18 protein-coding genes are annotated in these 23,389 nt (G+C 50.7%); 16 read left to right on the top strand and 2 right to left on the bottom strand.

Annotation, left to right across the window (positions count from 1 at the left end; genetic code table 11):
• Positions 1–656 precede the first annotated feature (656 nt).
• The 16 genes from helD to JUF22_RS02165 all read left to right on the top strand — a co-directional run bounded on the left by helD (position 657) and on the right by JUF22_RS02165 (position 20,768).
• Positions 657–2,951: an RNA polymerase recycling motor HelD gene (gene helD / locus JUF22_RS02240; protein ID WP_203642900.1), complete on the top strand. Its 2,295-nt coding sequence runs from the start codon at positions 657–659 to the stop codon at positions 2,949–2,951.
• 474 nt (positions 2,952–3,425) lie between these two features.
• The gene (gene coaA / locus JUF22_RS02235) at positions 3,426–4,349 is read left to right on the top strand and encodes a type I pantothenate kinase (RefSeq protein WP_125765875.1); all 924 of its coding nucleotides are present in this window, start codon (positions 3,426–3,428) and stop codon (positions 4,347–4,349) included.
• Between the two features lie 11 nt (positions 4,350–4,360).
• Entirely contained in the window at positions 4,361–4,939 is a 579-nt protein-coding gene (locus JUF22_RS02230; protein ID WP_203642891.1) for a hypothetical protein, read from the top strand.
• Between the two features lie 695 nt (positions 4,940–5,634).
• Positions 5,635–7,176, top strand: coding sequence for a glutamine-hydrolyzing GMP synthase (gene guaA, locus JUF22_RS02225; RefSeq protein WP_203643638.1), 1,542 nt, complete (start codon positions 5,635–5,637; stop codon positions 7,174–7,176).
• 547 nt (positions 7,177–7,723) lie between these two features.
• Positions 7,724–11,008 (top strand): LPXTG cell wall anchor domain-containing protein, encoded by a 3,285-nt coding sequence (locus tag JUF22_RS02220; protein WP_203642889.1) that lies wholly within the window; start codon positions 7,724–7,726, stop codon positions 11,006–11,008.
• 246 nt (positions 11,009–11,254) lie between these two features.
• Positions 11,255–11,614: a hypothetical protein gene (locus tag JUF22_RS02215; protein WP_203642882.1), complete on the top strand. Its 360-nt coding sequence runs from the start codon at positions 11,255–11,257 to the stop codon at positions 11,612–11,614.
• A gap of 251 nt (positions 11,615–11,865) precedes the next feature.
• Positions 11,866–12,246, top strand: coding sequence for a hypothetical protein (locus JUF22_RS02210; RefSeq protein WP_203642881.1), 381 nt, complete (start codon positions 11,866–11,868; stop codon positions 12,244–12,246).
• 50 nt (positions 12,247–12,296) lie between these two features.
• Positions 12,297–12,770 carry a hypothetical protein gene (locus JUF22_RS02205; protein WP_203642880.1) on the top strand — a complete coding sequence of 158 codons (474 nt, stop codon included), beginning with the start codon at positions 12,297–12,299 and terminating at the stop codon, positions 12,768–12,770.
• Positions 12,771–12,791: 21 nt separating this feature from the next.
• Entirely contained in the window at positions 12,792–13,550 is a 759-nt protein-coding gene (locus JUF22_RS02200) for a hypothetical protein (protein ID WP_203642879.1), read from the top strand.
• A 127-nt stretch (positions 13,551–13,677) separates the two neighbouring features.
• Positions 13,678–14,451 (top strand): hypothetical protein, encoded by a 774-nt coding sequence (locus JUF22_RS02195; RefSeq protein ID WP_203642878.1) that lies wholly within the window; start codon positions 13,678–13,680, stop codon positions 14,449–14,451.
• Between the two features lie 42 nt (positions 14,452–14,493).
• The gene (locus JUF22_RS02190; protein ID WP_203642877.1) at positions 14,494–14,952 is read left to right on the top strand and encodes a hypothetical protein; all 459 of its coding nucleotides are present in this window, start codon (positions 14,494–14,496) and stop codon (positions 14,950–14,952) included.
• Positions 14,953–15,175: 223 nt separating this feature from the next.
• A complete protein-coding gene (locus JUF22_RS02185) occupies positions 15,176–15,652 on the top strand; it encodes a flavodoxin (RefSeq protein WP_203642875.1) in 477 nt (158 codons plus the stop codon).
• A 141-nt stretch (positions 15,653–15,793) separates the two neighbouring features.
• Positions 15,794–16,207, top strand: coding sequence for a hypothetical protein (locus JUF22_RS02180; RefSeq protein ID WP_203642874.1), 414 nt, complete (start codon positions 15,794–15,796; stop codon positions 16,205–16,207).
• Positions 16,208–16,315: 108 nt separating this feature from the next.
• Positions 16,316–16,798, top strand: a complete 483-nt coding sequence (locus JUF22_RS02175) for a flavodoxin (protein WP_203642872.1) — start codon at positions 16,316–16,318, stop codon at positions 16,796–16,798.
• A 77-nt stretch (positions 16,799–16,875) separates the two neighbouring features.
• Positions 16,876–19,407, top strand: coding sequence for a M1 family metallopeptidase (locus tag JUF22_RS02170; protein WP_203642870.1), 2,532 nt, complete (start codon positions 16,876–16,878; stop codon positions 19,405–19,407).
• Positions 19,408–19,691: 284 nt separating this feature from the next.
• Positions 19,692–20,768: a hypothetical protein gene (locus tag JUF22_RS02165; RefSeq protein WP_203642868.1), complete on the top strand. Its 1,077-nt coding sequence runs from the start codon at positions 19,692–19,694 to the stop codon at positions 20,766–20,768.
• Positions 20,769–20,956: 188 nt separating this feature from the next.
• Here JUF22_RS02165 and JUF22_RS02160 read toward each other — a convergent pair whose 3' ends face one another.
• Both JUF22_RS02160 and JUF22_RS02155 read right to left on the bottom strand, forming a co-directional pair.
• Positions 20,957–22,360 (bottom strand): C69 family dipeptidase, encoded by a 1,404-nt coding sequence (locus JUF22_RS02160; RefSeq protein WP_203642866.1) that lies wholly within the window; start codon positions 22,358–22,360, stop codon positions 20,957–20,959.
• A gap of 77 nt (positions 22,361–22,437) precedes the next feature.
• Entirely contained in the window at positions 22,438–23,205 is a 768-nt protein-coding gene (locus JUF22_RS02155) for an ion transporter (RefSeq protein ID WP_236000690.1), read from the bottom strand.
• Between the last annotated feature and the right edge of the window lie 184 nt (positions 23,206–23,389).

Raw genomic sequence — 23,389 nt, 5'->3', positions numbered from 1 at the left:
CCGTGACGCTGTGGGCGAACGCCCGTCACTGACATCGGCGGTACGGACGCTCCCGGCGGCGGATTCAAGCCGCCCTGCTATGGGGCCCGGTTCCAGCCTGAGGGGCGGTCTGCCACCTCGACTTTGAGCCCAAAATCGGTCTCAAAGGTCGGCCCACGTTCTAAGCTGTGAAGATCACGCAGCTAAGAACGTCGACACAGCTGGGCGGCTTGATACGCCTCTGGTCGCTCAGACTGGCCATGCCAGTGACAATCAATGTGGTTGGTCGATTTTCACCATCTCGGTGGTGTCCATCGGTTTAGCCCGTAGTCATGCATAGTTGATTAATGTTGTTGGTTTCATTGTTGACGTCGGTAGGTCGCCTTACTAATCATTCGGCCTAACTGTTAAGACAATGACTTATCTAGTAGGTTAGACTAAAATAGAGTTATGGAATAAAGTTGGTGCATGAAATAAATTAATTTAGCCACCACAATTACCATATGAGTGGCGACGGAGTCAGTTAGGTATGGAACCGCCGCCTGTGAAGACCGCCCTATGGCTTCAAAGGGTTGCCCCACAGGGGTGGCATACCTAACTGACGCAGGCAGAACGGATTTAACATACAGTAATTTTAAGTGGTAGTTGTTTACCCAGTTATTTGAGGAGGGATTGGCTTGCCAGATTCAATCAAGGCCCACGAGCAAGAACATTTAGACGCGGTGGTCACAAAGATCAAGACCGCCGAAAAGGAAGCTAAGGAACGGATCGACGTAGCCGAGAGTGATGAGGCCGGGATCCGGAAGAACTTTGTCAATGATTTACGAATCAAGACGGATAGTTACGAAGGGATTTTGGAAACGGCGCTCTCCGTGCGGCAACAGCAACAAATGCTGGCCGAACGGCAGAACAGTTGGCAACATGCGACGACGGAACTGAGTACGCTCAAACGCTTGGAACAGAAGGCTTACTTCGCCCGAATCGACTTCCAGGAAGGTCCCAAAGCCAAGGTGGAAACCATTTACATCGGTCTGGGGTCCTTCTCCGACACGCCCGACCACTTCCTGATCTATGACTGGCGGGCGCCCATCTCCAGCATCTACTACGATGGCGAGCTGGGAAACGTCAGCTACCAAACGCCGGATGGCGAGCAGACGGTGGACGTCAAGCTAAAGCGCCAATTTCAAATTGAAGACGGTACCATCATCACTCTGTACGACACGGATCAGACGGTCACCGATCAGATGCTCCTGTCGGCCCTGAGTGAGCATTCCGACACCAAGATGAAGAGCATCGTGACCACCATTCAAAAGGAACAAAACCAAATCATCCGGGACACCGGCTCCGACCTGTTATTCGTGCAGGGGGCGGCGGGTTCCGGGAAGACGGCCGCTATTTTACAGCGGGTCGCGTTCCTCTTGTACCGGTACCGCGGGCATTTAACCGCTGGCCAGGTCATGCTCTTCTCGCCTAACCAATTATTTAACGATTACATCGACCAGGTGCTCCCAGAATTAGGCGAGCACAATATGGTCCAAATGACGTATTACCAGTACGCTGGCCGTCGTTTGCCAAAAATTGAAGTGGAAACGTTGGCCCAACGCTTTGACGAGACCAACACTCCCGCGCAAAAGAAAATCAATCAGATGAAGGGGAGCCTGGCGTTCTTTGATGCCGTGACCGGTTACGCCGATCATTTGGAAGCCAAGGATATGGTCTTCCGTAACATCAAGTTCCAGGGCGACGTCTTTATCCCCAAGGAAAAGATTCAGGAAATCTACTACAGCTTCAACCGCAACTACCATCTGGGCAACCGGCTACAGGCCACCAAGGAAGCCCTGATTCGGATTCTCAACCGCCGCATCACCAGCGAAATGAAGACCAAGTGGGTTGAAGACACGATTCAAGACTTGAGCAAGGAACAGTTGGACACGCTGTACGGGGATGACCCCCGGGAGTTCGATTCCTCCGAAAAGGAAATGCAGTTCTTGGCGCGTAAGGTTGTCATGAAGGCCTTTGAACCCATTCGAAAGGCCATCGTGCGGGCGCGCTTTCTGAGCATCAACAATCAGTACGTCCACATGCTCCGCGACATGCCGAATCGCATCGACCTGAGCGACTACCAGGTCACCGTGGCCGACTGGAACGCCAGCGTCGAGGAATCCGTGGCAAAGCTGCGTGACCACCGGATGCAACTGGTCGACACCACGCCGTACCTGTACCTGTACGACAAGATGACCGGGAAATCCGGCGAACGTGACATGCGCTACGTCTTCATGGATGAAATTCAGGACTATAACGCCTTTCAACTGGCGTTCCTGAAGTTCAGCTTCCCACGAGCTCGTTTTACCATGTTAGGGGACCTCAACCAGGCCATCTTCACCAAGGAAAATAGCGGGACGCTGCTGCAGGAGCTGAGCACCATGTTTGACCCCGACAAGACGCGCGTCGTCCAGTTGACGCAGTCTTACCGGTCAACGCAACAGGTCACCGACTTCACTAAGCACATTTTGAAAAATGGGGAAGCCGTGACCGCCTTTGCCCGTGAAGGGGAGCTGCCAACCATGACGGTGGCGGCTGATGAGGAAACTGGCCTGCAAAAGGTTATCGCCCAAATCAAGCAAAACGAGGAAGAGGACGAAACCACGGCCATCATCGGCAAGGACTTGGCGGACTGTCGCGACCTGACGGAGCGCTTGAAGGCGGCCGGCGTGGCGGTGACGTTGATCCAATCTGAAAACCAACGGCTCGCACCGGGGACCATCGTGGTGCCATCCTTTTTGGCCAAGGGGCTGGAATTTGACGGCGTCATCGTGTGGCAGGCCTCGGCCAGCCGCTATGACGCGGATGACGAACGGCAACTGCTGTACACCATCTGCTCGCGAGCCATGCACCGCTTGAGCCTGATTGCGGTCGGCGAGTTGTCACCGCTATTGAGTGACGTGCCGGCGGATGAGTATGAAATGGTTTAAAGCTACTATCTAAGAAATGAAACGCATCCTCCACTGGCCTTTGGGCTAGTGGGGGATGTTTTTGTGTCCATAAAGTGTCTTGACTGAATCCGCTGCCATTCTGGTGAAATCATGCCCGGTAACCAGCGTATCTGCGGTATAATAGGATTTAATTGTTTGACCTGTTGTGCGTATAAAACAAGCAGTGCCAAGGCTTAGAATCTTAGACACTGGTGCGGGTTTAAATCAACGGATGGTCGGTCTTGGAGCCGGAGGGCGTTAGGCTTGCCAGCGCCTGTGTCGGTGGTGTTAGACCGGTGATTTTCCGGCCTTACAGCACGGGACGCGTTTGAGATACGTGACTTTCGTGGCTCAAACCGAACCCGAAGACCGCTCTTTGGCTTCGGGTGGGCCCCACAGGCCGGCTAGCCTAAACGCCCGCAGGCGGAAAGACCCAGCACAACAGTTTATTTTAACCAAAGTAGAGGTGTCTCCATGAGTGATCCCATCAATTACAATGCGTTTACCCGCGCCCAGTGGCGGGCCTTTTCCGATGACGCAACGCTCCCACTGACGCAGGAAAGTCTGCGGCAGATCAAGGCGTTTAACGACCGGATTTCCCTGCAAGACGTTCAGGACGTGTACATTCCGTTGGTGCATTTATTACACTTGGAATTTAACCACTACCGCCAATTACAAAAAGACAAGGCGGCCTTTCTCCAGCAAAAGCCGCGGCGGGTCCCATTTATTATCGGCATCGCCGGCAGTGTGGCCGTGGGTAAGAGCACGGCGGCACGCTTGCTAGAAGTGTTGCTCAATCACTATTTTGAGGGGCAACGCATTCAGCTGATTACGACCGACGGCTTTTTATACAGCAATGAGGAATTAAAAAAACGCAATCTGATGGCGCGCAAGGGCTTTCCGGAAAGCTATGATATGGCGTCACTGATTCAGTTTTTAAACGACGTTAAGGCGGGGCAGGAGCTAATTAAGGCCCCCGTTTACTCGCACAAGGTCTATGACATCGTGCCAGATCAATTTGAATACATCGTGCACCCAGACGTTTTGATTGTCGAAGGGATTAATACCCTGCAGTTACCGACCAATGAACAGATTTATGTTAGCGACTTCACCGACTTTTCGTTGTACGTGGATGCTGATCCGACGCTGATTGAGAGTTGGTTCTTGGAACGGTTCGAGTTGTTATTGCAAACGGCTTTTCAGGACCCGACCAACTATTACTATCCTTATACGACGGTCAGTCACGAGGAAGCCATCGCGAAGGGTAAGCAGGTTTGGCGTGACATTGATTTGAAAAATTTAACGGAATACATTTTACCCACGCGTAATCGCGCGGACATGATTCTGCATAAATCCTTCCACCACCGCATCGACCGCTTGTTGTTGCGGAAGTACTAGGGGGCGGCGCGATGTTACGAGACGCAACGATTGTGGACGCGGACGCCGTGGCCATGCTGGTGCTCCACGAGGTGGAACGCCGCCAGCTCAGACGCCTACGCCGCGTGACCAAGGAACAGTTATCGCAAATGTTATTTGTCGGCTACCACCAGCCTGATTTTCGCTACGGGTATCCGCAGGCGAGAGTCTATCAAAATCAGGGTGTGGCGGTCGGTGTGGCTTACGGGTATCCCGCCGCAACTGAGCGGACGCTGGATAATCAGTGGGCGACGTTGTTTGAACGGCAACAGTTAACGGTGCCCCAACAGCTCGTGGTGACGCCGCGGGCCTTGCCGGACGAGTGGTATCTGGATCTCTTGACAGTCCGTAACCGCTCCAAGGGCAAGACCTACCAGCAGAAATGGTTTGATGAGTGGCTGCTGGGCGACGCCATCCATCGCGCGCGGCAGAGTCGATTGCCGGCGATGGGGATGGATGTGCGGCCGGGGAGTTCGCTGGCGGGGCTGGCGGCCGACTTCGGTTTCATCGCCACACAACGCCGCCAGCTAGACCGCCAAACTTACTATCATTTGCGGTTGAAACTGGTTTGAATTGCGCCTCCGGGCTGGTGAAAACTGGGCCGTGACGCTGTGGGCGCACGTCCGAAGCCGAAGGGCGGTCTCCGAGCTTACTTTGAGCCTCAAGAATCGAGTCTCAAAGATATCAGTTGCCTAAGCGGGAAACCCGCTAAGGCAACTCCCACGGCTGAGTCCATTTTCACCAGCCCTGCGGCTGACACTGGTTTGAACCGCAGATAGCGAGTTGGCGGCTCTGCTGGTGTGCTGCTGGTGAACAGTTGTTAAATTTAAATGATGTGAACTAGATTAGTTGTACTCGTGCCAAAAGGTTACGTCAGTATAGGTGATTTTGAGCAGCATCCTTTGATGAATAGGTTTACCGAGATGAAAATTTGCTTGGTCGGAACCGGAGGAGGACAGCCCCGTGCCACCTGTGTCGGTGCTGTTAGGCCGGGATTTTTCCGACCTTACAGCACGGGCCGACCTTGGAGACTTGTGGTTTTTACAAGGCTCCAAGGCGAGGTAGAAGACCGCTTTTTGGCTTCTGCCGGGCCCCACAGGTGGCACGGGGCTGTCAGCCGCAGGTGTAGACCGTGGAGACCAAGCAAATTTTCCATCACCGGGTGAAGCGATTGTGGTGGATTTATATTGACCCGCGTTTCAGAAATCGGTATGATATAACCAATGTTTAAAAAGAAGAAAGGGTGAATGGCTTGGCAAACGTTGATATGTCCAAATTCGATAAAATTATCGTCTTGGACTTCGGAAGTCAATACAATCAATTGATTACGCGCCGGATTCGTGACATGGGCGTTTACTCTGAACTAAAGGCCCACACCATGAGTGCGGCTGAAATCAAGGCTTGGGGCCCTAAGGGGATTATTTTCTCCGGGGGACCTAACAGTGTGTACGATAGCAGTGCCTTTAACGTTGACCCAGAGATCTTCAAGTTAGGGATTCCTATCTTGGGTATCTGTTACGGGATGCAACTGATGGCCCACAGCCTGGCTGGCGGGAAAGTTGAATCCGCTGATAACCGGGAATATGGGCGGGCTGACATCACGGTATTAAGTGACGATGCCAAACTGTTCAAGGACACGCCAAAGACGCAGACGGTATGGATGAGTCACGGTGACTTAGTGACCCAGGTGCCTGATGGCTTTGAACGCGTGGCAACGAGCGAAAATTGCCCGATTTCTGCTATGCAAGACGTTGACCGCAACTTCTATGGGATTCAATTCCACGCGGAAGTTCGGAACACGGAATACGGTAATGACATCTTGAAACACTTCGCTTTTGATGTCTGTGGCGCAAAATCTAACTGGTCCATGGACGACTTCATTGACCTGCAGATCGAGCATATCCGTGAGACGGTCGGTGACAAGCGGGTCTTGTTGGGCCTGTCCGGTGGGGTCGATTCCTCCGTGGTCGGTGTGCTCTTGCACAAGGCTATTGGGACGCAACTGACCAGCATCTTCGTGGACCACGGCCTGTTGCGAAAGGGTGAAGCTGAACAAGTGATGGCGAGCCTGGAAGGGAAGTTTGGTCTGAACATCGTTAAAGTCGATGCGCAAGACCGTTTCCTGAGCAAGCTGGCTGGTGTCACTGAACCCGAAAAGAAACGTAAGATTATTGGGAATGAATTCATCCAAGTCTTTAACGACGAAGCCCAAAAGCTCGACGGTATCGACTTCTTGGCCCAAGGCACGTTGTACACCGACGTGATTGAAAGTGGGACGGACACGGCGCAAACCATCAAGTCTCACCATAACGTGGGTGGGTTGCCGGAAGACATGCACTTCCAGCTGATTGAACCCCTACGTTCCCTGTTCAAGGATGAAGCCCGTGAGTTGGGTGAAAAATTAGGGATGCCAAGCGACCTCGTTTGGCGTCAGCCGTTCCCTGGTCCCGGTTTAGGGATTCGGGTTCTGGGTGAAATCACGCCAGAAAAGTTACAAATTGTTCGCGATAGTGACTTGATTCTGCGTGAAGAAATCAAGAAGGCCGGCCTCGACCGTGATATTTGGCAATACTTTACCGTCTTACCAAATATTAAGAGTGTCGGGGTCATGGGCGATGGCCGGACCTACGATTATGCCGTGGGTATCCGGGCCGTCACGTCCATCGATGGGATGACGGCGGACTTCGCGCGCATTCCATGGGATGTCTTACAGGAGATTTCCGTCCGCATCGTCAACGAAGTGGATCACGTCAACCGTATCCTGTACGATGTTACGAGCAAGCCGCCTTCGACAATCGAGTGGGAGTAGGCTTTACTTCCATTCAGCCGGATTGTAACGGCGTAAATATACGATGATTTAAACGAAGCAGCTAACCTTTTGTTGGGGTTGGCTGCTTTTTTAGTGGTGGGCAAGAACTTACGGGTATTGGGGTATAAAATTATTTTTCACAGAGAGTCGGCTCACGCACACAAGTAGATTTATCGTACGCAACCCATTGAGACCAGTTAGGCTCTCGATGGATTTTTAGTAGCACTAGGATGCTGTGGCGGCATCGACCGTGTAACCACAAAAAAATGATGATACGATTCGATAAAGGTTTATTACCTACATAAAATTTCACGTTTTACCCGCCAAAATACGGCTAGACCATAAAAATTCAAGTACCCATAAACCACCTGTAGATCTAAGCGTAACGGGGGTTCACTTAACGTTTCAATAATATTCGGCAGTAATAACGTTTTAGGGGATTGAATGTATCTCACAAACTACCTATAATGGATAGTAATAACAAGGGTAACGACTATATTTGACATCACATTACCTGAGCTTGGTCATGTTAAGAGGGGGACCAATCATGAAGGATTATGAACGTAAAACACATTACAAGATGTACAAATCACATAGAGGCTGGCTAGTTGCTGGTATCACTGTCACCAGTATGGCAGTGGGAATCGTCGCTGGACCACAGACCAGTCAGACTGCACGGGCTGACGATAATGCGCCAACTACCACGACAACCACTTCCGGTCAATCGACGACAAGTGGCTCGCAAGCTAAACTACCGGCTACACCGGTTGCGTCAACGACGGACAAGTCGGCTGGAGTTAGTAATGGTGATCCAACACCAACACCAACACCAACACCAACACCAACACCAACACAGAACCCGGCAGAGAAGCCAGTAGTTGAGTCTGCACCCGTCCAGCCAGCTGACAGTGGCACGCCGGCTAACGATGGTATCGTTACGACAAAGGAGCCTTCATCTGATCAGACGACACCGGCACCGGTTGAACGACCGACTGCTAGAGCTGCCGTGACGACCGCTACGCCTGTTAAGACCGGGATTTCTGTGCAGGATACCGATGATTTAACCAACAAGGTGGCTGCCACACCAGCCTTTAATATCAGCAAGACTGATCAATTGCAATATACTTATAATCACGAGGATTCTGCCGGGCACAACACAGACTTAAGAGTTGTGGATGGTTATGATAGTAGTCACCAAGTACAGGGAGCTGGCACTTGGTTGGGCGAAACGTATGCGAACCAGATTGCCCAGGATGCCAAAGGGATTGATCCCGTTTCATCGGCTAAGTATGGGACCCAACTCATGTACATCGATGAATGGTTGCCAGATTATGGACTCCAATACTTTCTCTGGCAGAATAACTATGCCAAGACGTATGCCACGATTGCTGACTTTCGAAACAACTTCTCGAAGGCTGAGTTGGCAACGCTTACGTCCATTTATTCGAACGATAATTTACAAGCCGCAGCCGGCAATCAGCCGACGACTTACTATCAGAGTATCATGGCCATGCAGACACTTGAAGGCCTACAAAATGCGGTCAACCTTCAGGTATTAGATATTTCGCCGAACATGTTGGTCAGTTTAGAAACTTACGGGACTGGTGAGAAGAATAGCAACCTTTGGGATATTCGGGCGTTAAGTGGCCTGCAGAACCTGCGTGAGGTTCGGTTACCAATGGCTGCCATCAATGATATCTCAGCGTTGGGGAATCACGACAAGCTGACTGAGGTCGGTTTGATCGATAACCAGATCACGGATATTTCACCATTGGCGACGGATAAGAACCTCTTGATTTCAAATGCTAACCTGGCTAAGCAACACGTGCTGTTAGCACCGATTAAAGTCAGCGATAAATTGGCTAAAGGGGCCAACACAACTGACGCAGGAATGCTGACCTACACAACACCTTCCTTTATCATCAAGGACCTGACTGCTAGCAACCTGCCAATTCAGGGCTTTGATAATGCCAGTGATCTGTTATATCCTTCCCTGTACCCGTCTAGTTCTGATGCCGGTAATCTGAACAGTAACACGTTGACCTGGTATAACTTATTAAATAGTACCGATTCCACGTACGGCAGTCTGTCCACCACCTGGAGTGATACCAACAGTGACTTCGCCGGTTACATCATTCAGCCGTATGAATTGGCTGCCAACGTCAGCGATTTAAACGTTAATATTCAGCTGCTACAAGCTAACGGCCAGCAGTTGAACTTGGCGCCAGCTACCCTGATTTCTGGGGATGTTGGGTCGAGTGTGAATGTCCAACAGAATGCGACCGTCCAGACGTTATTGAATCAACAGTTGTCTAAGGGCTACACGTTCTCCGGATTGATTTTGGATGGCACGGGCCTTTATTCCGACTACGTGGCGAAAAATGGCAAAGCCAATGCGCAAACGTCTTGGGCCACCACTTTAGGTGACGAATCCAAGAACTGGACGATTCTATTCTACAAGGACGTCATGCCCTGGACGGTGTCAGTTGGTTATGGTGTGAAGGATGCCAATGGCAATTACACAGCAATCACGAATGCGGATGGTTCGGCCGTGACCGCCAACTACAAAGGAACGTCAGCGGACAAACTAGCTTTGACCGATTATGAAAAGAACTTTGACGACTACGTTTACACCGGTGCTGAAACGAGTGCCGATGGTCAGACCTGGACTGATATTAGTCAGGCAGCTGATATTCCTTACGTTAACGATATTCAAGCAGTCCGGATGGTTTATGCCCAGGCTAAAAAAGCCACGGTGACCATCAAGGACGCTACCACGGGTAAGACGCTCCAGGTGTTGGATGCGACGACTAATCCTGAACTGAAGGGGGCCATTGGTTCCACCAGTTCCTTTGATTCCAACGCGGTGATTGCGCCTGAACTGGCCAAGGGATACACGGTGGTCAGTGATACCACGAAGAACGCTGACGGCACCAGTGCCATTGTTTTCGCCAAGGATGCTACGGCTAACTTGGACTACACGATTACCTTAGCACACGCTTTTAAGACCGTTGAGCAGGCCGTTCACGAACAGATCACGTATCAAGATAATCAACAAAAGAACGTTGCTGCGCCGGTAACTAAGACGATGGACTTTGCCACGGTGACGGATCAAGTCACCCAAGAAGCCGTCACCTACAGCAAAGTAGATGCTACGGCGACGCCCGAATTAGACGTCACTGGTAAACCCACTGACCCTAGCTGGGTGGTTTACCAAGCGGGTAGTGATCTGGCATTCACTGCGGTGAAAAACCCAAGTGTGCCTGGGATGCACGTTGTTTCAACAACTGACCCGGCCAACGATTTGACGCAAACGGTGACTCAGCCAGTAACACCAACCACCGCCGACCTGAGTTTTGTCGTCACCTATGACGCTAACCCAACATCCGGCGGCGGCGACAATGGCAACAACGGTGGCGGGACCGTCACGCCACCAGTGACACCAACTACGCCAACTCCCGGCGGTAATGGCGGTGGCGCCGCGGCTGTAGTCGCACCTAAGAAACCGACAAAACCGACAACGCCGACAAAGCTGACAGAACCCAACCAGGGTGGTCAAGCGGTTGTCGTGAATAAGAAGACGATTCGCGGAGCTGGTCATCAGGCTGGTGGGACGGTCACTGCCGGTAGTCAAGGGGCGAAGGTTCAGTCCTTGACGGCGCCAGTAGCGAAGCCAGCATCAGTAGCGAAAACGGCTGCAGCAACGACGGATTTGAAGGTCGCTCAGTTACCACAGACTGATGAACAGCAGCATAACGGGTTAGCCGTCATCGGTTTAGCGCTGTTAGGTGCTTTGACTAGTGTTGTGGGCTGGAGGAAACGTCGCTTCTAAGTTTAGATTTGAAATACAACCGGTATGTAACGACGCAAATATACGATGATTTAAATGAAGTAGCTAACCTTTTGTTGGGGGTGGCTGCTTTTTTAGTAATGACAATCATAGAAGGGAAAAGTCCATTGAGTAGCAAGGAACATATAAATCTGTGAATGTATACGATAAAGTGGATATAAGATTTAATCATTTACGAGATTAATGATACAATTAGTCTTGTATTTGAATCCATAGGAGGAGTTCAGCATGACAAGAATCACAAAATTAATTGCACTAATGGCTGCCACGGCCGGTGTCGCTGGCGGGATTATCACCACGACTACCCCGATTACCGCTTCCGCCAACACCAAGGTTCGGTATTACAAGAACATGAAGCCCCACACGTATAAAATCGTCAAACAGAGAGCACAGATTTATACTAGTGGTAAGATTAATCATAAGAGCCTCTTTATGCTCGGTGCCTACGGCGATAAAGGCGATCCCCTCACCATCTACAAGGCTTCCCACGTGACCATCAACGGCCACAAGCGTGTCTACTACATGTTCAAGGGTCACTTCAGAATCCCTACTGGCTGGGTTTGGAGCGGTGCCTTAAAGAGGGTTTAGCAAGGACCAGGGCAACCAACTTAAAAATAGTTCACGGGTATACACCCAATGTAGCAGCCACACTGGGAATTAGATTCCGGTGTGACTACTTTTTGATTATGGCGAAAGCTTCTAACTACGAAAAAGGTAGCTAGAAGCCTTTTTGTTGCCGTTCAACAATCAGTGTCAATTAAATTTTTAGTGCGGTGAAAGTCAGATAGTGCTATGGTTAATTTGGTTAATAAGTACATAAAAAGGAGAATAGTGGGAAGATGCGCAAATTAGCAGCAACACTGATGATGGTGACGGCTCTGGGCTTCGGGAGTAGCGTGGTGACAACGACTACGGCGAATGCCAGCACCTGGCACAAGGGGACACCCAAAGTCTTGCGTGGCGTTTGGAAGTACAGTCTTTCAGGAAAATGGAAAGATGACGTTGGGCCTATGTTTAAGCTGACGAAGACCACGATGAAGACGTATGGTCGCGGCAGTATTCAGGGGAAGGCGTCATACAAAGCATTGGGTCACCATAAGTATCAGGTGAAAACGAAAGCCGAAGGAAAATTACCACCACTGAATTTCAAGTTTCAATACGTAGGCAAGAATAAAATGCGGATGGTTGGAACTGGGTACAGTCAGCTCTATAAGCGTTAAGCAAGCACCCAAATGAAAGCGTTTTATAAGCTAGAGGAGTGAAGGTCACTATGAAGAAGCAATTATTGTTTTCAGGACTAGCCGTTATGGTGGGCCTGACTTTAGGGAGTGTCGCGTTGCCAGGCACCACGGCTGAAGCCAAAATTCACTACACGACAACGCCTAAATCGTTTAGAGGAACCTGGGTGAACTTTTTCAAAGAAGACATGAACGGTACTATGTATCGCTATCGTTCAACGACAAAGATAACTAAGTACGTGTACAACTATAAATATGTCGTTAATGGGCGGACAATCTCCAAGGTTAACTGGTCGGGAAAGAAAAAATCACATTTTTATAATCATAGTGATCTTAGCGTTAAAAAGGGTAAGAACGGCCACTGGCGGATTTCTCAGTATGGCATGAAAAATAACATCTTCAATACGACCTACAAGCGGGTTAAGCACAATGGGAAACAGGCCCTAGTCAGTCTTGATCATTACGAAGATGGTACACCACTGAACTTTTACTACTACAAGAAGTAAGTCATGAGGAGGATTAAGCGAATGAATAAACGGGTAAAGTTAGTTATTGCCGGATTGGTGGCGCTCAGCTTTGGCATCGTCTCTGTGGCCACGGCCTCTTCACCCGCTTTGGCAAAGACTAAGGCGGCCAAAGTGATTAGCCACCAAAAATTAGCGAAGACCAAGTTCCATCCCAATGGCGGAAGTCTATATACCTCAACTAAGCTGACGAAGAAGTCGCCTAAGACGTTCAAGACAGTAAAAACGACGTTCTACGCGACGAAATCGGTCAAACTCAAGAAGGCTAATGGTAAGCGGGCAACCTATTACTACGTTAAAAATAAGAAGGGTAATATTAACGGTTGGATTTGGAAAGGCTTTTTGAATAAGACTTCAGATTTAGCTCAGCGTTCATCAGATATCCGAAGATTCAAGGGAGCCTATTCATTGTTGGAGAAGCGGGGCGATATGCGTTCCCTGACAGACAAGGCACTTCGAGAAATGACGTTAGCTCATGCTTATAATATTAGTGACCACGTTGATAAGGCTGGAATTGCTTCCTTGTTAACCGGGTTCTATGCCTGGAATCCCAAAGAGGCCAAAGCATCCTTAGCTGCGTACAACATATTTAAGGGACGTTTTAATGCCAAAACGAATGCAAAATTGTTGAAGCAGAAAAAGGCAGTTCTAAAAGCAATTTCGGAATATAAATCGGACAATTTTGGTTCTGATGACGATTTGTGGAATGCAACGAATGATTTTGGCCTGACATTGGCTAAGGCGGTTCATACGCTGGATTAGTGAGTTAACGATGCGTCATTGTTTTGGCAATGGGAAACAGACCTTAGTCAGTCTTGATCATTACGAAGATGGCACACCACTGAACTTTTACTACTACAAGAAGTAAGTCATGAGGAGGATTAAGCGAATGAACAAACGAATAAAGCTAGTTATTGCCGGATTGATGGCACTCAGTTTTGGCATCGTCTCCGTGGCCACAGTCTCTTCGCCAGCTTTGGCAAAGACCAAGGCGGCCAAAGTAATTAGCCACCAAAAATTAGCGAAGACCAAGTTCCATCCCAATGGCGGCAGCCTATATACCTCAACTAAGCTGACGAAGAAGTCGCCTAAGACGTTCAAGACAGTGAAAACGACGTTCTACGCGACGAAGTCAGTCAAGCTGAAGAAGGCTAATGGTAAGCGGGCAACCTATTACTATGTTAAAAACAAGAAGGGCAATATTAACGGTTGGATTTGGAAAGGGTATCTAAACAAGACCCAAAACCTGGCACAACGTGCCTCTGACATTCGGCGTTTTAAAGCGACATACAAATATGTTGATAATCCCAAGGATGACGGGTACCAATTGTACCGTGACTCGTTGAGCGGCATGACTTTAGCCCATGCTTATAATGACAGTATCTATGTTGAGGATGCGGGTATTCCCTCGATTCTTGAGGCAACCTATAGTACATCGAACGCTAAAACGCTGCGGGGATGTCAGGCGACTTATAAAATTTTCAAAGGTCGGTTCAGCGCTAAGATTAACGCAAAACTAGCGAAGCAATGGAAAAAGGTCTTAAAGGATTCTGCTGCGGTGAAACGCCAACCTGATATGGGCGACGTTACCGATCAGATGTACGACTCGACTTTGAAATTCACGAAGACATTAGGTCATGCTATTCATGGCTTGGATAAGTAAGCAACAACAGTCACCAAATTTAGTAAGGGAGCGATAGATATTATGAAATCTAAATTGATTTTTTCAACCATGGCAGTAGCGGCGGGTCTAGCCCTAGGCGGCGTTGCGACTCCGAACACGACGGCTGAAGCGAAGATTCACTACACAACGATGCCCAAATCATTCAGAGGAACCTGGGTGTGCGTTGATGATGAAGATTCCGCCAACATTCACACGCTTAAGATTTCGAAATACGTGTACGACTACAAGTCTAATTATCATGGCAAGAAAGAGACGCTGGCTAAATGGTCCGGCAAGAAGAAATCACATTACTACAACCACAGTGACCTTAGCGTCAAGAAAGGTAAGCACGCGGGAACCTGGCGAATCAGTTGGTATCGCATGAATAGTTTGTTTGCTGAAACGATTAAAAAAGTGAACCATAAGGGGAAGACGGCGCTAGTTTTCCTAAATCATTTTGGTGATGGTACGCCGCAGAGAACTTATTTCTACAAAAAGTAGACTAGCTGTATCTTATCGTCGTCAATTCAAAAATTGGCGGCGATTTTTTAGATAGCTTAGTCACCTCCCCAACCCCCATGTAGTCCATAAATGCGTCAACCCTCATACTCAAAACGTATACGCCATCACTCAGTTTTGGAATCTTTCGCAGGGATGACCACAGACGGACTAAAAGGGTGTATAACTAAGTTAGAATGCTATTTATAAAACGGGGGAATGACTAATGGGGCAATCAGTTGTCATGTACTTTTCAAATACTGGGACTACCCAGGCTATCGCTGAACAGATTGCGGTTACGACGGGCTCTAAGCTCATTGGGGTTCACGCCAAGGAAGACTATACACCGGCCGATTTAGACTGGGAGGACCCAGCCAGCCGGAGTTATCATGAGATGCACGCCGGAAAGGTGCGGCCAGCCATTGAGGCGATTGATCCGGCACCGATTGCGGCAGCCGACGTCATCTACCTGGGTTTCCCACTCTGGTGGGCGACCGTGCCACGGGAAATCAACACGCTCCTCGACAGTTTGGATTTGACCGGCAAGGCGGTTCATCCTTTCTGCACATCTGGGTCGACGCCAATCGCCGAGGCAGTTGAACGGTTACGGGCAAATTATCCGCACATTGATTGGCATGCCGGCCGTCGTTTCGCCACCAGTCTGACCGCGGATGAGATTCGTGACTGGGCGGAAGAAGACTAACTACGGCGAATACGTCAATGGCTGTCGTCTCTTTAACTAGAAAGTAAAACCCCACAAATTGTGCGCCACAACACTGGTAATCGCGAGGTTCACCGTGCTATTCTGGGCTTGTACCGAATACATAGTGGAGGAGCGATTCAGATGACGTTCAAACAAGTTGGGGTATCTTTGTTAACACTAGTCGTTTTAGCACCGGTGATGACCGTACCCGCCAGTGCTAAGGTTAAGGTGATTCCAAAGGCCATGCGGGGCACCTGGGTAACGAAACCCCAGTACAATAAAAAGCCGCATATCAAGAAGAACATGTGGCTACCCAGCATGAAGTTAGTGGTTTACAAAAAGACTGCCAAGTGGCAGATGAAGGGTTACTTGCCTTCAGATACGGGTTATGATCATAAAATCCATAAGATCAACGCCTTTCAGTACAGTAAGGATATTGTCACGCTGCACGGGGATGCGCTGTTTACGAAGTGGAATTTTTTAAGTCGTCAGGGCAAGAAGCTCGATTTCGGCCAACAAATGGGCGGCGACATTATCATGCACCGTGCCAAATAAAAATTCAGTTCAACACCAACACAATCCCCAATCGGATTGTGTTTTTTTGCCAAGAAATGGTCGTATAATAAAGACAGAGAGAAAAATCCAACCACAGGAGGATTTTACATGTCAAAACAAGTGATTATCTACTTTTCTAATACTGGACACACCGCTGCCGTGGCCCAGAAGATTGCGGCCGTGACGGGTGCGCAACTCGTTCAACTTCAGGCCGAGCAACCCTACACGCCGGCCGACCTTGACTATCAGGATCCGACAAGTCGGACCTCACTGGAGACCCATGACGAGACGTCGCGGCCAGCCATTGTGGTGCCAGACAAGACGCTGATTGCCAACGCCGACAGGATTTACCTGGGCTCACCCCTCTGGTGGGGCCAGGTCCCACACGTCATCAACACCTTGCTGGAGACCGGCTTCTTCCGTTGCAAGGACGTCCGGCAGTTCTGCACCTCTGGCGAGACACCCATCACCAAGTCGACGGCCAAGCTGACCACGGACTATCCCGCCATCAATTGGGGACCCAGCCAGCGTTTCACCAGTGCCATCACCGGCACGGCGGTCGAGGACTGGATCAAACGGGGGAATCGGTAATCTCGTCGCGTGATTCGTGGCGCCCCGCAAATAATTGTCGTATAATGGGTTTATTCTAAGAATTTAAGGAGAAAACTATGGCAGAATCCACACATTTTTATGCACTGTTTCAACCAACGCATTACAACGTTTACCTTGATATCAACCGTGCGACCAAGCTGATCTCTGGGACGTCCACCATCACTGGTGACGCCAAAGAGACGAGCATCGCCATTCACCAGAAATACATGACCATCAGCGCCGTTAAAGCCGATGGCAAGGACGTGCCATTCACCTTTGATGACGAGTCCGAAGGCATCCACATCGACCTGGGCAAGACCGGCGAGACCACGGTAGCCATTGACTTCACCGCACCATTGACCGACAGCATGATGGGGATTTACCCCTCCTACTACGAGTTAAATGGGGAGAAGAAACAATTGATTGGGACGCAGTTTGAAACGACCGCTGCTCGCCAAGCCTTCCCATGTATCGACGAACCCGAGGCCAAGGCCACGTTTGACCTGGCAATCAAGTTCGACGAGCGTGACGGCGAAACCATCATCAGCAACATGCCTGAAGTTAAGACAGTTGATGGTGTTCACTATTTTGACACCACGGTTCGCATGTCGTCTTACCTGATTGCCTTTGCTTTCGGGGATATGCAGAGCAAGCTGACGACCACCAAGAGTGGCGTCAAGGTCGGTGTTTTTGCCACCAAGGCGCACCAGGCCAAGGAACTCGACTTTGCCTTAGACATTGCCAAGCGCTCGATTGAATTCTACGAAGACTTCTACCAAACGCCATATCCACTCCCACATTCCTGGCAACTGGCCTTACCAGACTTCTCAGCCGGCGCCATGGAAAACTGGGGCCTGGTCACGTACCGGGAAGCCTACTTACTGTTAGATCCCGACAACACGTCATTTGAAACCAAGCAACGCGTGGCCACGGTTATTGCCCACGAATTGGCTCACCAATGGTTCGGTGACCTGGTTACTATGAAGTGGTGGGATGACCTCTGGTTGAACGAAAGTTTTGCCAACATGATGGAATACGTGGCCATCAACGCCATCGAACCCGACTGGCATATCTGGGAATCCTTCCAAACCGGTGAAGCCCCAATGGCCCTCCAACGGGATGCCACGGACGGTGTCCAATCCGTTCACGTGCAGGTTGAAGATCCCGCCGAAATTGACGCGCTGTTCGACAGTGCCATCGTCTACGCCAAGGGTGCGCGGATGCTGGTCATGGTCCGTGCCTTGATCGGTGACGACGCCTTACGTGCCGGCTTGAAGAACTACTTCGCCACGCACCACTACGGCAACGCCACCGGGGCCGACCTCTGGGCCGCTCTGGGGGCCGCTTCCGGCATGAACGTCGGCGCTATCATGACCTCTTGGCTCGAACAACCCGGTTACCCCGTTGTTTCCGCCGCAGTCGTCGATGGTAAATTGACCATCCACCAACAACAATTCTTCGTGGGTGAGGGCAAGGACGCTGGCCGTCAATGGCAAGTGCCATTGAACAGCAACTACGACGCTGCCCCAGCCATTTTCGCGGACACCGATGCCACGTTAGGCGATTACGCTACGTTGCGTCAGACCAGCGGCGAACCTTTCCGGTTGAACGTCGGGAACAACTCCCACTTCATCGTGAAGTACGACGCCACCTTGTTGCAAGACATCCTGGACAACTTGGAGTCTCTGGACGCCATCACGCAGTTACAATTGTTACAAGACCTGCGTTTACTCGCGGAAGGTCGGCAAATTTCTTACGCGGACATCGTGCCATTACTGCCACGGTTCGCTAAGAGCCACTCCGCTGTGGTCAACGACGTGCTCTACGGTGTTGCCAACAACCTGCGGAAGTTCGTGACGCCTGGTTCGACCGAAGAAGCCCAATTACGGGCCTTGTTTGGTAAATTAAGTGCGCCACAGGCTGATCGGTTAGGGTGGTTACCACAAGCTGGCGAATCCAACGACGACCAGTTGACACGGCCAACGATTTTAAACGCTGCGCTGTACGCCAAGGAACCAGCCACGTTACAGGCCGCTCACGCCATCTTCACGGCGAACCAGGACAAGTTAGCTAGTTTGCCAGCTGCCGTACGGGTCTACATTTTGGCGAACGAGGTGGAAAACTTCGGGAACGCCGACTTGTTTGCCCAATTGTTGAACGACTACCGGAAGTCCAGCGACGCCAGCTACAAGGCCGACATCGCTGCAGCCTTACCAACCACGCCGGACGCTGACTTGATCAAACAATTGATCAACGCGTTCGAAGATGCCGACACCATCAAGCCACAAGACTTACGGGCATGGTACCGTGGCGTGTTAGCCCACAAGGGTCAACAGGCGGCATGGGATTGGTTACGGAACGACTGGCAATGGCTCGAAGACACGGTCGGTGGCGACATGGAATTCACCACCTACATCACCGTGACGACGGGCGTCTTCCACACGCCAGAACGGTTGGCTGAGTTCAAGGCCTTCTTCGAACCTAAGATCAACACCCCAGGCTTAACCCGAGAAATTAAGATGGACACCAAGGTCATCGAGAGTCGCGTTGACCTGGTCGAAGCCGAAAAGGATGCCGTGAACGCTGCGGTTGCCAAGACGGTAAAGTAAAGCTTAACTGAATGAAACGGAAGCCCTCATCAGAAATGGTGGGGGCTTTTTCGGCTCTGGATAGGGGGAGATGGGGCGTATGGTATACTACAATGAGTTATTGCTAGTAGATAGAATGTATAAAAAAATTGTGTTTAAATCAGACCAGTTTAAGTGACCAGAGGGGGATCAAGGTTTCAAGGCGAGGTGGCAGACCGCCCCTCAGGCTGGAACCGTTCCCCACCGCCGGGAACGACAGTAACACAAGACTGATTTGCACAACAACTGTGGAAGAAGGGCATGGCGTGAGAGAACTCGTCGATTATTTTCAATCTATTCGGATTCGGGGGATGGGCTGGCTGTTGCTGGTCTGCCTGTATTTATTTGCGAACCAACCAATGCTAATTTTGGTGTACATCTACTTAGCCGCGATGATGATTCTGCGGACATGGTTGGCGCAGTTTCCGCGACTGGCTAAATGGGGGCTGACGGCGGTTTACGGCCTCTTGATGGCGTTACAGATTATCTTTGTCTCGGTCGTGGTCTTTCCGGACCGCGGTTGGTCATTCGTGTACTTTCCCGAAAAAATCATCGGGGTCGTCATCGTGTTGTTGCCGCTCTGGGTCGAACGCTTCGTGACGACCAACAATCAGGTAGCCTTTTACCTGCCGACGGTCGAAGAGGCGGCAACGGTCAGCTTCGATGAGCTGCGGCAGAGCGCTGACAAATTGAGCGACCTGATGAACGATGCGACGGCCGCCAAAGACAAGGTGTCCGTTGACCATTTGAAAACGATATTGGCGGACCTGCCACGTCACAGTTCCGTGCGGTACATCAATCATGGCACGTTGACGGACGACTACTTTGCGGCCGCCACCGCGACGCTAGCCGATGAGCACCTGTACCTGGCCGTGTCCAATACCGGGAGCGCCGCTAGTGAAATGATCTCGGTGGTTACGCGCAAACAGTTCAATCACGTGTCGCTGGCATTTGACCGCGACCTGGCCACGATTATTTCGTACAACGGTGGGGACAATGTCTATCCGCCGGGAATGAACGCGGAGACGCTGGAGTTTTTTCACCAGAAACAGGGCGCGTCACTCTTGGTCTACAGTTTGCCGGTGACGCGCGCACAGAAGCAGTTCGTGATTGATAAGATTGCGGAAATTAACCGGGAAGGCAGTGCCTACAACATGGTGGGCCTGGTTTCGAAGCACTCGGCGAAGCCCAATATTCTCTTTTGTTCGCAGTTTGTCTACAAGATGCTCAAGTTGGCGGGTGTCGCCTACTTTGATAAGCGAGACGGTGAGGTCAAGCCCACGGACTTTATCGAGCAAGATTACTATAAGAAATTGGCGTTTGCGTATGAGTTAAAATTCTAACTGACACCAGCGCCTAAGTAAAAAAGGGACAGAATCGTTTTTGCCTGCAATGGCTCGCGGGTTAAAACGATTCTTTCCCTTTTTTGCCGGTGTTCGCTAGTTATTTCGGTGGGGGCCAGGTATACTTGCAAGAATCACTTGAAATAGAAAAAGAGCCTGGAAAAATCCCAGACTCTCAATCAGATTAATTAGTCGTTTAGGTTGTAACGTAACTTCATGTGTTCGGAACCAAAGGTCACCATGTCGCCAAGCAACTTGGTTTGACGGGTGAAGGATTCGTTGGACAATTTTTCGTTAGCATCCTTTAAAATCTTCACGTCGGCGCCGTTAGCAATTGCGGCATCCGTGTCGTTTTGAATCTTACGGTAGGCACCCATGGCGTCTAAGGCAAAGGTGTTCCGGAAGTCTTCGTACAGGTCGAAGTCCGTGTCACCCAAGAGGGCCGTGGTGCAGCTCAACCAGTACATGTGGTTCATGTTGAAGGTGCCATCAGCATCCTTGTAGGCAGCTGGGGTGTCGTCAACGTTGGCGTAGAAAGGTACGACCGTGTTGAACGTGTTGGCGCCAAAGGCTAACCAGTGAATCCCGGCAATGCTGTCGGGCACGTTGTTCCGAATTTGCAGAATGTGGACATCGTGGTTCCGGTTGATCCCGATTGGGCGGAACTTCGTCTTGTCACTTTCGGAGCCGTCGCCGTAAACATCATACTTCGTGTTTTGGAAATGAGAGCTCAGGACGTACTTGACGTCTTCAATAGAGATCTTCCGGTTGGCGTGACAAATGAATGGCAGGTCTTGACCTTGTGGGTCCTGTTCAACGTCTGGGGTGAAGTACTTTTGACCGAACCAAGCACGTGGGTTGTTGTAAACCGTGTCCTTGTCAGTCGCACTCCCAAAGATGTGACGCAGGTTAACGCCGTCAAAGTCGGGGTTCAGGTTGTAAGTGGCAATCATGTCAGCCAGGTCATCTGAAGCCAGTGTGTCATCGGCGTTGAAATCAAAGTCGTCAATGTTCATCCGGTTAGGGGCAACCACGTAGGCGTCATCTGGAATCCGCTTAGCAGCCCAGTGATGACCACCGATGGTTTCTAACCACCAGATTTCGTTGTTATCGGAGAAGGCGATGCCGTTTGGTTCGTAGGTCCCGAATTCCTTCAGGAGGGCACCCAAACGTTCGACCCCTTCCTTGGCACTGTGGATATATGGCAGAACTAAGGTGACCAGGTCTTCTTCACCAATTCCACCGGCAACGTAAGGGTCGATGCCCAAGACGCGGGAGTTCGTGGTGATGGTTTCAGTGGCTGACATCGCGATGTTATCGCTGTTGATGCCGGCTGCTGGCCAGATACCGTTGGTCAGAATTGAGTTAGGAATTGACGTGTAACGTAAGGGGTTATCAGGCAGCTTGATTTGAACGCCACTGATAACGGCTTGGTAATCCCGGGGTTGGTCAGCGGGGTTAACCACGACAAACTTCTCGGGGTCGAGGGCTTCGTGGCCATCGTCGTTCCGTGAAATGATGGTTGAGCCGTCGATTGAGGCCTTTTTCCCAACTAAAATAGTGGTACATGAACCTTTAATTCGTTTTTCCATAAATGCAGTACTCCTTTTAACCCATATTATATCATTGTCGTCAGGGTGAAGAGAAGTGGTTCGGCAATTCCAGCGGGCTATTTTTCAGCTGTTTCAGCGTGTTTGTCGGATGTGTCGTCAGTCTTGGAGCGTTGCGCACGCAAGAGGTCTCTGAGCTCCTGGTTCTGTTGCTCGATGGTGGTCAGGCGGTTAACGACCTGCTGATACTCGGAGTCACGTCCGCGGTTCGCAAAGTAGGTGGTAATCGTACTGGTCAACGCCCCGATAAAGCCAATGCCCACCAGCATTAACAGGGTGGCCGCACATTTGCCGATGACCGTATGCGGGGCCACGTCACCGTAGCCGACCGTCGTCGTGGTGGCAATCGCCCACCAGAGGGCCTCGCCCCAGGAAACGTGCTCGGCGTAGGAATACAGGGTGGCCGCCAGAATCAGAATGGCGGTACAGGCCCAGAGGAGGTAGACGAAGCCATTCGTCTTTAGGAAGCCCTTTAGGGTGTGACGGAGCTTGCCAATGAAGCCCACGAGCCGGACGAACCGAAAGAGGCGAACCAGTCGAAAGAGCCGCGTGATCCGAGCCAACCGGAAGAAGCTGAAGATGGTGCTGAGGGGGATGATGGCCAGGAGGTCAAAGATGTTGTGGCGGAAGAAGGCCCATTTGCGAGGCGCCCGCCACAGTCGAACGAGATAATCCAGCGTAAAGAAGGCCAGAATCCCGTCATCCAGCACGGACCACGGCCAGTGGGTGATACCGATGACCCCGGAGAAGTCAAAGACGGCCAGGCCAATCGAAATCAAGGCCAGACCTACGACGATTAAGTTGTAGAACTTTTTAACGGTCGTCAATATCATCACTCCCCACAGTCATTTGTCCCTCGTATTAAGGCTAGTATGACACGTTTAGGCAGCGGATGAGTGTGGGGGTGACTGGTATTGACGGTGGGCTTACTTGAAAAGAGTGTGACAAATAATAGGCCAGGCAGCAGGGCGACAAAAAGAGCCCAGGACAAGTCCCAGGCTCAAGCAGGAT

The sequence above is a fragment of the Levilactobacillus lanxiensis genome (genome assembly GCF_016861655.1).
In the GTDB taxonomy this organism is placed as follows: domain Bacteria; phylum Bacillota; class Bacilli; order Lactobacillales; family Lactobacillaceae; genus Levilactobacillus; species Levilactobacillus lanxiensis.
Note: the sequence above shows the minus strand (reverse complement) of the source record. Positions and strands in the feature narration are given on the sequence as shown.

Coding starts and splice junctions, on each gene's coding strand:
- coaA (WP_125765875.1), top strand. CDS start 3,426: ATGAGTGATCCCATCAATTACAATGCGTTTACCCGCGCCCAGTGGCGG.
- JUF22_RS02230 (WP_203642891.1), top strand. CDS start 4,361: ATGTTACGAGACGCAACGATTGTGGACGCGGACGCCGTGGCCATGCTG.
- guaA (WP_203643638.1), top strand. CDS start 5,635: ATGTCCAAATTCGATAAAATTATCGTCTTGGACTTCGGAAGTCAATAC.
- JUF22_RS02220 (WP_203642889.1), top strand. CDS start 7,724: ATGAAGGATTATGAACGTAAAACACATTACAAGATGTACAAATCACAT.
- JUF22_RS02215 (WP_203642882.1), top strand. CDS start 11,255: ATGACAAGAATCACAAAATTAATTGCACTAATGGCTGCCACGGCCGGT.
- JUF22_RS02210 (WP_203642881.1), top strand. CDS start 11,866: ATGCGCAAATTAGCAGCAACACTGATGATGGTGACGGCTCTGGGCTTC.
- JUF22_RS02205 (WP_203642880.1), top strand. CDS start 12,297: ATGAAGAAGCAATTATTGTTTTCAGGACTAGCCGTTATGGTGGGCCTG.
- JUF22_RS02200 (WP_203642879.1), top strand. CDS start 12,792: ATGAATAAACGGGTAAAGTTAGTTATTGCCGGATTGGTGGCGCTCAGC.
- JUF22_RS02195 (WP_203642878.1), top strand. CDS start 13,678: ATGAACAAACGAATAAAGCTAGTTATTGCCGGATTGATGGCACTCAGT.
- JUF22_RS02190 (WP_203642877.1), top strand. CDS start 14,494: ATGAAATCTAAATTGATTTTTTCAACCATGGCAGTAGCGGCGGGTCTA.
- JUF22_RS02185 (WP_203642875.1), top strand. CDS start 15,176: ATGGGGCAATCAGTTGTCATGTACTTTTCAAATACTGGGACTACCCAG.
- JUF22_RS02180 (WP_203642874.1), top strand. CDS start 15,794: ATGACGTTCAAACAAGTTGGGGTATCTTTGTTAACACTAGTCGTTTTA.
- JUF22_RS02175 (WP_203642872.1), top strand. CDS start 16,316: ATGTCAAAACAAGTGATTATCTACTTTTCTAATACTGGACACACCGCT.
- JUF22_RS02170 (WP_203642870.1), top strand. CDS start 16,876: ATGGCAGAATCCACACATTTTTATGCACTGTTTCAACCAACGCATTAC.
- JUF22_RS02160 (WP_203642866.1), bottom strand. CDS start 22,360: ATGGAAAAACGAATTAAAGGTTCATGTACCACTATTTTAGTTGGGAAA.